Source organism: Paraburkholderia dinghuensis, assembly GCF_003837865.1.
In the GTDB taxonomy this organism is placed as follows: domain Bacteria; phylum Pseudomonadota; class Gammaproteobacteria; order Burkholderiales; family Burkholderiaceae; genus Paraburkholderia; species Paraburkholderia dinghuensis.
The window spans coordinates 1-14,035 of record NZ_RQIS01000004.1 but is presented as its reverse complement, the minus strand read 5'-3'; the positions used below and the strand labels follow the sequence as shown (position 1 = coordinate 14,035).

At 64.1% G+C, this 14,035-nt stretch carries 11 protein-coding genes; 4 read left to right on the top strand and 7 right to left on the bottom strand.

The features are described from left to right. Positions 1-72 precede the first annotated feature (72 nt). Together D1Y85_RS06465 and D1Y85_RS06460 are read left to right on the top strand one after the other, a co-directional pair. On the top strand, positions 73-504 hold the full coding sequence (locus tag D1Y85_RS06465; protein WP_124150233.1) for a hypothetical protein: 432 nt from the start codon (positions 73-75) through the stop codon (positions 502-504). Positions 505-737: 233 nt separating this feature from the next. Continuing rightward, positions 738-2,339 carry an L-lactate permease gene (locus tag D1Y85_RS06460; protein ID WP_124150232.1) on the top strand — a complete coding sequence of 534 codons (1,602 nt, stop codon included), beginning with the start codon at positions 738-740 and terminating at the stop codon, positions 2,337-2,339. A gap of 129 nt (positions 2,340-2,468) precedes the next feature. Here the strand turns inward: D1Y85_RS06460 and bamC are convergent, their stop codons facing one another. Beyond that, the gene (gene bamC, locus D1Y85_RS06455; protein WP_124150231.1) at positions 2,469-3,686 is read right to left on the bottom strand and encodes an outer membrane protein assembly factor BamC; all 1,218 of its coding nucleotides are present in this window, start codon (positions 3,684-3,686) and stop codon (positions 2,469-2,471) included. A gap of 399 nt (positions 3,687-4,085) precedes the next feature. Here bamC and D1Y85_RS06450 point away from each other — a divergent pair, with 399 nt between their 5' ends. Together D1Y85_RS06450 and D1Y85_RS06445 are read left to right on the top strand one after the other, a co-directional pair. Continuing rightward, positions 4,086-4,556 (top strand): DUF2844 domain-containing protein, encoded by a 471-nt coding sequence (locus D1Y85_RS06450; RefSeq protein ID WP_124150230.1) that lies wholly within the window; start codon positions 4,086-4,088, stop codon positions 4,554-4,556. Next, the gene (locus D1Y85_RS06445; protein ID WP_124150229.1) at positions 4,553-5,815 is read left to right on the top strand and encodes a DUF3443 domain-containing protein; all 1,263 of its coding nucleotides are present in this window, start codon (positions 4,553-4,555) and stop codon (positions 5,813-5,815) included. The genes D1Y85_RS06450 and D1Y85_RS06445 overlap by 4 nt, the downstream gene beginning before the upstream one ends. Before the next feature lie 118 nt (positions 5,816-5,933). Here D1Y85_RS06445 and D1Y85_RS06440 read toward each other — a convergent pair whose 3' ends face one another. The 6 genes from D1Y85_RS06440 to xylA form a co-directional block, all read right to left on the bottom strand. After that, positions 5,934-6,377 (bottom strand): hypothetical protein, encoded by a 444-nt coding sequence (locus D1Y85_RS06440; RefSeq protein WP_124150228.1) that lies wholly within the window; start codon positions 6,375-6,377, stop codon positions 5,934-5,936. A gap of 410 nt (positions 6,378-6,787) precedes the next feature. Next, on the bottom strand, positions 6,788-7,987 hold the full coding sequence (locus tag D1Y85_RS06435) for a sugar ABC transporter permease (protein WP_124150227.1): 1,200 nt from the start codon (positions 7,985-7,987) through the stop codon (positions 6,788-6,790). Further along, positions 7,984-9,549: a D-xylose ABC transporter ATP-binding protein gene (gene xylG, locus D1Y85_RS06430; RefSeq protein ID WP_124150226.1), complete on the bottom strand. Its 1,566-nt coding sequence runs from the start codon at positions 9,547-9,549 to the stop codon at positions 7,984-7,986. Before xylG ends, D1Y85_RS06435 begins: the two co-directional genes overlap by 4 nt. A 72-nt stretch (positions 9,550-9,621) precedes the next feature. Then, positions 9,622-10,650 (bottom strand): D-xylose ABC transporter substrate-binding protein, encoded by a 1,029-nt coding sequence (gene xylF, locus D1Y85_RS06425; protein ID WP_124150225.1) that lies wholly within the window; start codon positions 10,648-10,650, stop codon positions 9,622-9,624. Between the two features lie 177 nt (positions 10,651-10,827). Then, on the bottom strand, positions 10,828-12,318 hold the full coding sequence (gene xylB, locus D1Y85_RS06420) for a xylulokinase (RefSeq protein WP_124150224.1): 1,491 nt from the start codon (positions 12,316-12,318) through the stop codon (positions 10,828-10,830). Positions 12,319-12,412: 94 nt separating this feature from the next. Next, positions 12,413-13,735 (bottom strand): xylose isomerase, encoded by a 1,323-nt coding sequence (gene xylA, locus D1Y85_RS06415; RefSeq protein WP_124150223.1) that lies wholly within the window; start codon positions 13,733-13,735, stop codon positions 12,413-12,415. Positions 13,736-14,035: the final 300 nt, after the last annotated feature.

The window sequence follows — 14,035 nt, the reverse complement described above, 5'->3', positions numbered from 1 at the left end:
CACCGAGCGTCGTTGCTGGCATTCAACCCGCGCACAACTGGGGGCGACCGCTGCCAGTTCCCGGAGTACGCCATGTCAGGCCCGTTCGTGGTTTTCGCCCGCCCCGCTTTCGCGCACCGCCTGAGCACAGCGCTCACGCTGGTCCGAAGCGTGGGATGGGCTTGCCCGCTCGGTGTCGGGCTGACGCTATCGGGCTGCTATTTTTACCCGGCTGGATTCAGCGCCCCACCGTATTCCGACAGCATGCCCGTCGCGGCCGGAACGATGCACACTGCACCCAGCGCAGTGCCCGATGCCCAATACCCGGGGCCGCTTTATTCGTCACCACCCGTCGCGATCGCCGTGCCCGCGTACCCCGTTTGGTCTGCCTGGCCCGCGTACTACCCCTGGCCCGCCTGGGGTTGGGGATGGGGCTGGGGCGGTGGTTGGGGCTGGGGCTGGGGTGCGCCGGCCTTCTCCTTCGGCTTTAGTTACCGAAGCGGCGGCGGACACTGGCATCACTGACAGCGGCACGCTTCCTCCGCTCGGCCACCTTGCTGGCGCAGCCGCCAGTTCTGCGTGCTGTTTCGCGTACGACCGTACTTTCCCTGCTTGACGCCTGGGCCGCCCCTTATATGCTACCAGGGGGTATCGGGGATTGAAGCACCATATTACTTACACCTCCGTACTTACAGCCCCTACGGCGCGCCAGGCAGGATCTCGCACGCTGATTCGAACCAGTACAAAGAGGAGAGGCCATGTTCCACCAGTTGTTGACACCAGTCGGCAATTCACTATTTCTGTCGTTCGTCGTTGCCGCATTGCCGATCATCACCGTGCTCGCCCTGCTTGGCTGGGCGCGGCGACCCGCGTGGCAAGCCTCGCTCGCAGGCCTCGTAGTCGGCCTGATCGTCGCCATCGTCGCATGGCAGTTCCCGGTCGGACTCGCGCTCAACGCGGTTGCCGCGGGCGTCGTGTTCGCGTTGTGGCCCGTCATGTGGATCGTCGTCACCGCGATCCTGCTCTACAACATCGCACTACGTTCAAGTCGCTTTGCGGCGTTCCGCATGTGGCTGCTCGACAACCTGCCCAATGACCGGCGCATCGTGCTCGTCGTGGTCGGCTTCTCGTTCGGTGCGCTGTTCGAAGGCATTTCGGGCTTCGGCACGCCGATCGCGATCACGAGCTCGCTGCTCATCATGCTCGGCTTCCCGGCACTCGAAGCGCTTACGTTCACGCTGATATTCAACACCGCACCGGTCGCGTTCGGCGCGCTCGGCGTGCCGATCACCGTGCTCGGCGCCGTCACGCACCTGCCCTCCGACGCTCTCGGACAAATGGTCGGCCGCCAGCTTCCGTTCTTCGCACTGCTGCTGCCGTTCTACGTCATCGGTGTCTACGCTGGCGTGCGCGGCATGCTGCGCATCTGGCCGGTGCTCCTCGTCTCGGGCGGCAGCTTCGCGCTGACGCAGTTCGTTACCTCGAACTTCATCAATTACAGCCTCACCGACGTGCTCTCGTCGCTCGTCTCGCTGATCCTCACGATCCTGTTCCTGCGCGCATGGAAACCGGCCCACGATCCGCAGTTCGCGATCCAGGTCGATCGCTCGAAGGAGGTGCGCAATCACGTCACGAACGCCCAGGGCTGGTATCCGTGGATCATCGTGTCGGTGGTCGTGATCCTCTGGACCATCTTGAAGGTGTTCACGATCGGTGAAGTGAAGATACCGTGGCCGGGTCTCGACAAGGCCGTGTTCATCACGCTCTACAACGCACCTTACGGCGCGATCTGGGACTTCCAGCCGCTCGCTACCGGCACGGCCATTCTCGTCGCAGCGATCATTACGGCGTTCGTCGTGCGGATCAAGCCGTCGGAATTCGTCGCCGCGATCGGCGATACCTGGGTGCAGACGCGCATCGCTATCCTCACGGTGGCAACGATCGTCGGCCTCGCCTTCCTGATGAACTACGCCGGGCTGACCTATACGCTCGGTCTCGCGGTCGCGTCGGTCGGGGCGTTCTTCCCGCTCGTCTCGGCGTTCCTTGGCTGGGTGGCCGTGTTCCTCTCGGGCAGCGACACCTCGGGCAACGCGCTCTTCGGCAACCTGCAGGTGGTGGCCGCCAAGCAGTTGAACCTGAACCCGATCCTGATGGCGGCAACCAATTCGTCAGGTGGCGTGATGGGCAAGATGATCTCGCCGCAGAACATCTCGACGGGCGTGGCCACCACGGACCTCAAGGGCAAGGAAGGTTACGTGTTCGCAAAGACCTTCAAGCACTCGATCCTGTTGACCGTGCTGCTCGGCATCCTCGTGTGGCTGCAGCAGAACGTGTTCACCTGGATGATTCCTCCGCACTAATCGCGGCTCGCTGCAGGCGTAAAAAAACCCGCCGGCGCAATGCGCCGGCGGGTTTTTCTTTTGAGGCCGGGCCCGAAAAAAACTGTTCGGGGTCCGAAGGCGTTTAAGACGCTTCAGGCGCTAATAACGTTAGTGCAGTTCCGAGACAACGAGGCCCATGATCTCGCGAGCCGGTCGCGACTGGTCGATCTGGCCGCTGTCGTCGACGACAGCCACGCGCGTCTGATTCTCGGTCACGGCGCGCACGTTCACCTTGTACAGCTTCGCGGCCTTTTCCTTGCGGCCATGGAATATCTGGTTCCAGAAGCCCTGCTCGTCGGAGGTCATGTCCTTCGGGTCGACGTAGCGCACGTAGTAGATGCCCTTCGCGCGGTCGCGGTCGTCCACGGTGAAGTTCGCGCGGTCGAGCGCGACGCCCACACGCAGCCACGCACGGTCATACGGCTCGCTGAGCGTGAGTTCCGTCGACGAGTACTGGCCGCCCGTGTCGCCGGACGCAGCCTGCTGACCGGCGTTGGCGACGTTCTGCGCCGCGACGGCGGCAGCCGCCGCGTCCGTGCCCTTCGACTTCGCGGCGGTGGGGTTGGCCTTTGCGTCCTCTTCGGCCGCGACCTGCGCATCGGGCACGCCCGGCTTGGCACGCGCGAGCGTCACCATGAGGCGCTTCAGATATTCGGTCTCGAGCGCCGGATCGTTGGGCTTCGGCACCCACTTGGTGTTTTCGTTGTTCGTGCCGCTGAGTTGCTCGCTCAGGCCCTTCTGGCTGACGAAGATATACGTGCCGCCAGCCGGCGAAGTTTCGAGACGCGTGCGGTACTTGTTGCGCTCCGCCGAGACATACGAATTGCCCGTGGCCCACGACAGCGTGTTGCGGACGAGGCCGTCGCTGATCTTCTGGTGCGTTTCGTTCCAGTCGGTCTCCATGACGCCCTTGTCGCGCTGATCGACCACCAGCAGGAAACCCTGCTCCTGCCAGAAGCGGCGCACCTGCGGCCAGACCTGGTCCGGCGTCTTGTTGTCGACGACGAGCCAGCTTTCCGTGCCCTCACGCTGGATATGCATGCCCGGCACCTGCGGGAGCACCTGCGTCTCGTCGGACGGCGGCGCGTCCTGCTGGACCTGCTTGAGCGACGAGAGCGACGTCTCGCCGCCCTGCGGCGGCAGCGACCGCTGGTCCGACGTTTCGTCCAGCATGTTCGGCGGAACGGCCAGCGACGACTGCTTCGCCTTCGCGTCGCTGCGGTAATCGATCTTCGTCGGCGACGGCGAACTGCAACCGGCGACCAGCCCGCCCGCCATCAGGAGCGCAACACCGCGGGTGGCAAGACGTTGATGAAACTCACTCATGTTCGGGTAATCCTTGGGGTGATCCTGGGGGAATCCTTGCGGTGAACCTTCGGCTACGCCACGGCCAGTTTCCGTGGATTAACCAGACATTCTACCGGTCCTGGAAGCCCCTGTGCAAAAACCACGACGCCGCGGGCCATCGCGGCGGCCGCGGCTCGGTCTGACAGGCCTCAGCAGGCGCCCATTTAACGTTATTCAACAATTCGAGACAGCGCGCGCCGACGAGGGAAAACCGGATTTACCCTTTTACATCAATGCATTAGAAAAATATCGCGTCAGACCAACGTCCCGGCGGTGCGACTCAAGCCGTGATCCTCGTTTGAGCGGAACATTCCGATGCTATTGTTCGGCGCAAATCTCAAAAATAAGCCAACAAGTAGAACAAGTCGGAAGCGTTTCATGACAACCAGAAAATCCAGCCGGGCGGACCACCTGGCGGCCTGCGCCTGCCTGTCGGTGGGCCTGTGGCTTGCGACGCCCGCTCACGCCGCGCTCGGCGACACCGCCACGCCCATCACCGGGGCGACCACGGGCACGATCGCAAGCGGTGCGGCACGCGTTCTCAGTTACGTCGACGCGGGCGGCACGACCATCAACGAGTACATCGCCCCAACGAACGACGAGATCTTCGCGTATTCGTGGGAAGGGCCGACGATGCCGAACCTGCAGACGCTGCTCGGCCGTCACTACGCGTCGTATCGCAGCGGCGCGGCCGCCGCGCTCGCGGCACAGCCCGGCAATCTGCACAACGCTCGCGTGAATCAGACCGGCGTCATCGTCGAAACGGGTGGCCAGATGCGCAGCTACGTGGGCCGCGCGTGGCTGCCGGCCGCGCTGCCCGCGGGCGTGAACGAAGGAGACCTGCGATGACCGGCCGCCGTGGCTCCCCTGCGCGCGCGCTGTGGCTCGCCCTTCTGCTCTGCGTCACGCTGGCCGCCTGCGGAGGCGGGGGCTCGGGCGACAGTTCGACGGGCCCCGCCACCACGAGCGGCGGCGGGTCGCCCAACAACCCGACCACGTCCTCCGTCGTACAATCCACGACGCCCAACCAGGTCACGGTGAGCGTCGGACCGCTGGCGACGCGGACACCCAACATGCTCACGACAAGCGTCACCGTCTGCGTGCCGAACACGTCCACCTGCGCGACCATCGACAACGTTCAGGTCGACACGGGATCGGCAGGCCTTCGCCTGCTCGCTTCGGCGCTGCCTTCCAGCATCACGCTGCCCGCGGTGAACGCGGGCTCGGGCACGAACGTGGCCGGCGAATGTCTCGTGTTCGGATCCGGCTACACCTGGGGTGCCGTGCGTCTCGCGGACGTGAAGCTCGCGAGCGAAACAGCGGCGTCGCTGCCGATTCAGGTGATCGCGGATCCTTCGGTGCCCTCGACCGCGCCCAGCTCCTGCTCGAACGCCAGCGCCATAGCGATGAACGACGCGTCCTCGCTGCACGTGAACGGCATCATCGGCGTGGGGCTCTTCAATGCCGATTGCGGGGCGAGTTGCGCGAACATGGCGATAACGCCGTGGTACTACGCGTGCGCCTCGGGCACCTGCAACCCGAGTACGCAGCCGCTGGCGCATCAGGTCGCCAATCCCGTCGCCGCATTCGCCACGGACAACAACGGCGTCGAAATCACCCTGCCCACGGTCGGAGACAACGGCGCGGCCTCCATCACTGGCACGCTGACATTCGGCATCGGGACACAGGCCAACAACGTGCTCGGCGCGGCGACGGTCCTGCACGCGAACAAGTCGACGGGCTACGTGAGCACCACCACTTCGGACGGCACGGTCTATGCGAGGAGCTATCTGGACAGCGGCTCGAACGCCTTCTTCTTCGCGAGTTCGACGACCACGCTATGCAGCGGCGTGTGGTTCTGCCCGAGTTCGCCGCTGAGCTTCGGGGCGACAATCAAAGGCACCGACGGCGTGGCAGCCTCCACGTCGTTCACTGTCGCAAACGCGCAGACGCTCCTCAACACAGGCAACTGGGCGTACAGCAACCTCGCGGCCTACAACGGCAGCGCGTTCGGATGGGGCTTGCCGTTCTTCTTCGGAAAGAGCGTGTTCACGGCGATCGAGGGACAGCTGACGTCAGCCGGCAACGGACCGTTCTTCGCGTTTTGAGGCGTGTTTTGGCGGCCTGTTTTTGGGGAACGCGGCACGCGCGTATTGATGTGGCTATGCATTGACGCTGTGAGCATCGCGCCGCTGCGATAGAGCGGCGTGCGCAGCGTCAGTCCGGTCAGTTCGTTGACGCGCCCGGCTCGGGCGTAGTCTTCGCGAGCGCCGCCGGTGCGAGCCAGCGGAACGACTTGAGAGCGGCCTCGTCGAACGTGCATTCGGCGGCGGCGGGCGTGCGCTCCGGCTTCTTGATGCCGAGTTTCTGCGCAACGGCATCGACCGGCGTAGCGGGCTTCGGTTTTGCGGTGGCCGTTGCGGTGTCAGTGGCCGTAGCCGCGACCTTGGCGGCATCGGGCGTCTTGTCGAGATGACCTTCGACAACGACGCGACTGCCGCGATAAGCGGCCGTGCGATTCGTGACAGAAAGCTCGCCCTGCGACGCATCCACGAGGCGGCGACGCATTTCCTGCTCGCACGCGCTGGTATTGCGGTACTGCGCGGCGCATCCTGCAAGCAGAGCGGCAACGGCCATGAGGCCGGCGAAGCATGCTTTCCGTGTATTCATTACGGTTCCGTGTCCAGGCTGCGGCAATTGTAGCCCAAGGGCCGAGGGACCTCGCGCGACGGCGGCGGATTTGCGCTCCGCGCCCGGCGGCTCGCTCAGTTGGCACGCTTGACGTGCGAACCCGCGGGGCATTCACGAAGCCCGAACGCAGTCTTCGATTTCGTTCGTCACACGTGCGAGCGCTGAAATCGAAGCATCCCTGGGAAAGCGCAGACAGTATCGGCGAAAGCTCCGCGCGGCATGACCTTCGCGTTGGCGCCCGGGCCAAAACGATGCTGGAGGGAATGGAAGACCAACGCACGATCAAAAAGAAAAAAGGGCGAGACATCCGTCTCGCCCAAATGCGCGTTCAGGCGCACCCTGGAGAAGCAACCAGTGCCGTCGTTGCCGAGGCTTTCAGCCGCCACCCATCAACGGCGATTCGATCCCGACACCACGTCGATCCACACGGCGAGCACGAGAATGCCGCCCTTCACGATCATCTGCCAGTACGCATCGACGTCGAGCATCGACATTCCGTTGTCGAGGCTCGCCATCACGAGTGCGCCGATCAGCGCGCCGTACACCGTGCCCGAGCCGCCGCGCATCGACGTGCCGCCAATGAAGCAGGCCGCGATCGCATCGAGTTCACCCATGTTGCCGGCCGAGGGCGAGCCCGCAGCGAGACGCGCCGTGTTGACGATGCCGCCGAACGCGCACATGAGCCCCATCAACGCGAAAATCACGAGCTTGACGCGGTTCGTATTGACGCCCGAAAGGCGCGTCGCTTCGAGATTCGATCCGACCGCATAGATGCGCCGGCCAAACACCGTCTGCGTCGCGACCCAGGTGAAGATTCCGAGCAGCGCGAGCAGGAGCAGCACAGGTACGGGAATGCCGCCGTAGCTGTCCAGCATCACCACGAACGCGAGCACGATGACGCCCGCACCGACGATCTTCACACCGTCCTGCCACATCGGCGCGACCGGCAACTGATAGCGCCGGTGGTTCGCGCGCTGGCGCACGGTGAGGAGCGCGAGCAGCGCGAACAGTACGACCGCGAGCGCGTCGCCCGCGAGCCGCGGCAGATAACCCTGGCCGATGAACACGAAGTTGTCCGACACGGGCGCTATCGTGGACCCGCCCGTGATGCCGAGCAGGATGCCTCGATAGGCCAGCATGCCGCCAAGCCCGACGATGAACGACGGCACGCGCCGGTACGTGGACCACCACCCGTTGAAGACGCCAACGAGCACGCCAAGCGCAAGCACGACGGGCACCGTCACGCCGATGGGCCAGCCGCGGTTCACGTCGAGAATCGCAGCCACGCCGCCGAGAAGACCGAGCAGCGAGCCAACCGAGAGATCGATTTCGCCCGCGATGATAACGAACACCATGCCGCACGCGAGCATGCCGGTGATCGACATCTGCCGCAGCAGATTCGACACGTTGCGCGGCGTGACAAACGCGCCGTGCGTCAGCGCCGAGAAAAAGACCCAGATTGCGGCAACGGCAAGCAGAAGCGCGAGTATCTTGTAGCGCGCAAAGAGCTGCTGAGCACGCATGCCGAAGCTGCTGCCGCCATTTGCGGCGTCATCGCGCGCGGGTTGTGAAGTGACGTCGGGGGTCATGCTGCACTCGCTCTTTCAGTTTCAACGTTGGGTTGGTGGCGCGCGCTGTGGATCGCGGCACTGAGAATGTGTTCCTGCGTCAGGCCTTCGTTGACGAAATCGCCGCGCAACTCGCCCTCGCCGATCACGAGCACGCGGTCGCTGACGCCCAGCACCTCAGGCAACTCGGACGACACCATCACGATCGCCACGCCGCGTTTGGCAAGCTGGAACATGAGCTTGTAGATTTCGTACTTCGCCCCGACGTCGACGCCGCGCGTGGGTTCGTCGAGGATCAGCACGACCGGGTCGGTGAGCAGCATCTTCGTCAGTACTGCTTTTTGCTGGTTTCCGCCCGAGAGACTCGCGATCGAAAGCATCGGATTGGCCGCGCGCACCGAGAGGCGCTGCATTTCGTTGCGAATGGTGTCGAGTTCGGCGGCTGCGTCGATGCGTCCGCGTTTCGCGAAACGCTGCAGTACCGAAAGCGTGATGTTGTGGCCCACGCCCAGTTGCGGCACGATGCCGTGACGTTTGCGGTCCTCGGGCACCATCGCGATGCCGGCGCGAATCGCGTCGAGCGGTGCGCGGATCTTCAACGGCTTGCCGTCGAGCAACACGGTTGCGGTGCACGCGCCCGGGTAGGCGCCGAAGATCGCCTGCATCGTTTCCGTGCGCCCTGCTCCGACGAGTCCGGCCACGCCGACGATCTCGCCGCGCCGCACCGAAAACGACACGTCGTCGACGCGCTTGCGGCGCGGATTCGCCACGTCGTAGCAGGTCACGTTGCGCGCCTCGAAGACGACGTCTCCGATCTCGTGCGGCTCGCGCGGAAACAGGTTGCGGATCTCGCGGCCCACCATCATCGCAATGATGCGGTCCTTGGTGAGCGATTGCATCGGCTCAGTCGCGACGTGCTTGCCGTCGCGGATCACCGTCACCGTGTCGCACACGGCCTCGACTTCTTCGAGCTTGTGCGAAATGTACACACATGCCACGCCGCGCCGTTTCAGATCGCGCACGATGTCGAGCAGAATCTTCGTTTCGGCGGCGGTGAGCGACGACGACGGCTCGTCGAGAATCAGCAGCTTCGCGCGCTTGTTGAGCGCCTTGGCAATCTCGATGAGCTGCTGATGGCCGCCGCCGTAGTTCATCACCGGCTCGGCGACATTGATCGCGTCGATGTTCAGCTCGCGCAGCAATTCGTCGGCGCGCTGATACATGGCCGCGTAGTTCATGCGGCCGCCCGGCAACGTGATCTCGTTGCCGAGGAAAATATTTTCGGCGACCGAAAGCTCTGGCACGAGCATCAATTCCTGATGGATGATGACGATGCCCGCGCGCTCCGTGTCGCGCACGTTCGCGGCCTTCAGCACCTCGCCTTCCCAGCGGATCTCGCCGCTCCAGGTGCCGTGCGGATAGACGCCCGAGAGCACCTTCATGAGCGTCGATTTACCGGCGCCGTTTTCGCCGCACAGGCCCACGCATTCGCCGGGCTGCACCGTAAGGTCGATGCCGTCGAGCGCTTTCACGCCCGCAAAGGACTTGACGATGCCGCGCATCGTCAGTAGTGGTTCGGTCATACTTGTTCAGCCTCGCTGCAAAGGCCCGCGAACGACGTCGCCGGAAGCGGCGCGTTCGCGGGCCGCCCGCCGTTACTGGCTAGCCAGTTGAGCTTGCGTGTAGAAGCCGTCCTTGACCACGACGTCCACATTGCTCTTCGTGAGCAGCGTCGGCTGCAGCAGGACCGTGTCGACCTTCTTCTTGCCGTTGTCGTACTGCGCGTTATACGCGGGCTTGTCGCCCTTCGCGAGATCGACGGCGAGCTTCGCCGCCGAGCTTGCGATCAGCTTGAGCGGCTTGTAGACCGTCATGGTCTGCGTGCCCGAAATCACGCGCTTGACCGCCGCGAGATCGGCGTCCTGGCCCGACACCGGCACCTTGCCCGCGAGATGCTGTGCGGCCAGCGCCTGGATCGCGCCGCCGGCCGTGCCGTCGTTCGATGCGACAACCGCGTCGATCTTGTTGTTGTTCGCCGTGAGTGCGTCTTCCATGATGCGCAGCGCCGTCGAAGCGCTCCATTCCGGCACCCACTGCTGGCCGACCACCTTGATGTCGCCACGATCGATTGCGGGCTTGAGCACCTTCAACTGCCCTTCGCGCAGCATCTTGGCGTTGTTGTCGGTCGGCGCGCCGCCCAGCAGGAAGTAGTTGCCCTTCGGCTGTGCCTTGAAGACGCCCTGCGCCTGCAGTTCACCCACCTTTTCGTTGTCGAACGAGATGTACGCGTCGACGTCGGCGTCAAGGATCAGACGGTCATACGAAACGACCTTGATGCCGGCCTTCTTCGCTTCGGCGACCACATTGCCGAGCGTCTTCGAATTGAACGGCACGATCACGATCACATCCACGCCGCGCGAGATGAGATTCTCGATCTGCGAAATCTGGCGCTCTTCGCTGGCATCGGCCGACTGCACCGACACCTTCGCACCCAGTTGCTGGGCGGCTGCGACGAAGTAGTCGCGATCGCGCGACCAGCGCTCAACGCGCAGATCGTCGATACAGAAGCCGATTTCCGGATGGTCCTTGCTTGCGTGAGCAAGCGGCGCAGCAAGCGAGATGCTCGCGAGCACCGCACCGCAGACGAGCGAACTCAGAACCGAACGACGTTTAGCAAATTTCATGTCTCCAAACTCCTCTTGATGGTCTATAGCCGTCCCGGCTGATTCGCGGGAGCGACGCGACAATGGTTGCGAGACGCACACGCCCGTGAACGGGCGAGGCGACGTGACCACAGGACTGCTTTTATTGCCGCACGGCTACCGTGGCCGTGCTGCTTTCTGCTTCACCGACGCCACACTTCAGGCGCCGGTTGCAAAAACCGGTTTGAGCGCGCCATAGAGCGCGCGAAACGTTGGCCGGCGGGCCTCCCGATACCACGCGTGGCGCGCCGCATCGGGCTCGCGGACCGCCAGCACGGGTGGCTGCGGACACACCGAGTCCAGCGTCGCGGCCGGCTCTGATGCGAGATGTGCAAGACGCGCGGCGCCGAGCGCCGGGCCCACTTCGCCGCCCGCACGCAACGTGAGCGCACGGCCGCTGATATCGGCGAGCATCTGGGTCCACCACGCGCTGCGCGAACCGCCGCCGATCACAGTGATCGAATCGGGCATGAGACCGGCTGCATGCAGGGCGTCGATGCCGTCCAGCAGCGCGAAGCCCACCCCTTCCAGCGTCGCGTTCGCGAGATCGGCTCGCGTGGTCTGCCCAGTCATGCCGTAAAAGACGCCCTTCGCATTGACGTCGTTGTGCGGCGTGCGCTCGCCACTCAGATACGGGAGAAACCACGGGCGACGCGCATCGACTTGTTCGTTCGAATTCGCCTCGGCGTCGGCGAGCAAGGCCGCCACGCTCCCATAACCCGTGAGTTGCGCCGTGAAATCGATGCAGCCCGCAGCGTTGAGCATCACCGACATCAAATGCCAGGTCTGCGGCAGCGCGTGGCAAAAACTGTGGACCGCCGAATCCGGGTTCGCGCGAAATCCGTCCGATACGGCGAAATAAACGCCGGACGTCCCGAGCGAAAGCATCGCATCGCCGGGGCGCACGATCCCCACGCCGACCGCGCCCGCCGCGTTGTCTCCACCGCCCGCGACCACGGGAATCTCGCGCAGGCCGAATTCCCGTGCCAGTTCCGGGCGCAGCGTACCGGTGATCTGATTGCCCTCGAAGACCGCGGGCATCTGTTCGCGCGTGAGTCCGCATGCGGCCAGCAACGCATCGTTGTAGTCGCGCTTCGCGATGTCGAGCCAGAGCGTGCCGGAGGCATCGGACGCATCGGTTGCGAATACGCCGGTCAGGAGATAACGCAAGTAATCTTTCGGCAACAGAACATGCGCGATGCGTGCGAACACGTCGGGCTCATGTTTGCGCACCCAGAGCAGTTTGGGCGCCGTAAATCCCGGCATCGCCAGATTGCCCGCGATGTCATGCAGTTGCGGCACCGCGTGTTCGAGTTCGACACATTCGACATCGGAACGACCGTCGTTCCACAGGATGGCGGGGCGCAACACGTTGCCGCCTGCATCGAGAAGCGTCGCGCCATGCATCTGTCCGGTCAGGCCAAGCGCCTCGATGCGAGCGGCGTCGATGCCTCTCGCCGCAGCCTGTGCGATCAGTGCGCGCAGCACCATCTGCGTAGCGAGCCACCAGTCCTGCGGCGCCTGCTCGGACCAGCGCGGCTGCGGACGGCTCACGGTGAGCGCCGCGCTCGCGCTGCCGAGCACCTCGCCCGCGCGATCCAGCAGCACGGCCTTGACGCCCGACGTCCCGAGGTCGATCCCGATGAACATGTCTCCGTCCTTATCGAAACGCGCGGGGCCGATTCCGAATCGGCGTCGGCGCGTTCACCTTATTTTTGGCGGGGTTGCACGTCCGCCAACGCGCTTATCGCAGTCCGTAAATCGCCTGATTGACGATGTTTTCGAGCCGTTCTTGCTGGCCGCTCACATGGTGCGGATTCATGCCGTGCGCGGTGGCGTCAGCCGCGAGCGACGAGAGCGAATAACCGCCCGCCAGGATCTTGCGGCCGAACTCCGTGTCCCAGCCCGCGTAACGCTGGCTGCGCAGTTGTTCGAGGCGATCGTTTTCGACGAGCACCGCAGCGCGCTCCAGCGCGAGCGCCAGCACGTCCATCGCCCCCACGTGGCCGTAGAAGAGATCCTCGGCATCGACGCTCTGGCGGCGCACCTTCGCATCGAAGTTCATGCCGCCCGTCGTGAATCCGCCGTGACGCAGGATCTCGTAGAACGCGAGCGTGAGTTCTTCGACGCTATTCGGAAACTGATCGGTGTCCCATCCGTTTTGCTGATCGCCGCGATTCGCGTCCACGCTGCCGAACACGCCGAGCGCAAACGCCGTCGCAATCTCGTGATGGAACGAGTGGCCCGCGAGCGTCGCGTGATTCGCCTCGATATTGACGCGGATTTCGCTTTGCAGTCCGTATTGCGCGAGGAAACCGTAAACCGTCGCGACATCGTAGTCGTATTGGTGCTTGGTCGGCTCCTGCGGCTTCGGCTCGATCAGCAGCGTGCCTTTGAAGCCGGTGCGGTGCTTGTGTTCCACCACCATCGAAAGAAAGCGCGCGAACTGCTCGCGCTCGCGCACGAGGTCGGTGTTGAGCAGCGTGTCGTAGCCTTCGCGGCCACCCCACAGCACGTAGTTCTCGCCGCCGAGCTTGTGCGTCGCGTCGAGCGCGTGACACACCTGGGTCGCCGCATAGGCGAACACTTCGGGGTTCGGGTTCGTCGCCGCGCCCGCCGCATAACGCGGATTCGAGAAGAGATTCGCGGTGCCCCACAGCAACTTCACGCCGCTCGCCTGCTGGCGCTCGCCGAGATAGTCGACCATGCGCGCGAAATTCTCGGTGTAGTCCTTCAGGTCCTTGCCTTCGGGCGCGACATCGGTGTCGTGGAAGGTATAGAAAGGTGCGCCGAGCTTCGAGAAGAATTCGAATGCTGCATCGGCTTTCTGGCGCGCGCGCTCCATGGCGTCACCGGGCTGCTGCCACGGACGATGGAACGTCCCGTGCCCGAAGATGTCGATGCCGGGCCACACGAAGGTGTGCCAGTAGCACACGGCAACGCGCAAATGTTCTTCGATCGTCTTGCCGAGGACCTTCTTCGTGCGATCGTAGTGATGGAAAGCGAGAGGATTGTCCGACTGCGGGCCCTCGTAGCGAACCGCGGGGACATGTTCGAAGTACGACATGGCGTCTCCTGTTATGTTGCGGCGCAACGGCACGCGCCCATCTGTGTGACAGCCATACTGCCCGCGCCGCGCGATGAGCGGCAATTGCGAAATTGAGGGAGTCCGCTAATGTTTCCTGCCAGTCGCGGGTCAGACGCGCACGCACCGTAGAATGTCGGCCTAGAATATCCGAGCGCCTTAACCGTGCGCTTAAAACAGGAAGTCAGCGCGGACTTAGAGTCGCTAACACAAGTCATCAACGAAGCGCGAGCAGATGACGGCAGCAGCCAGGGAAAGCAACGCAACATGAATGTCGAGACG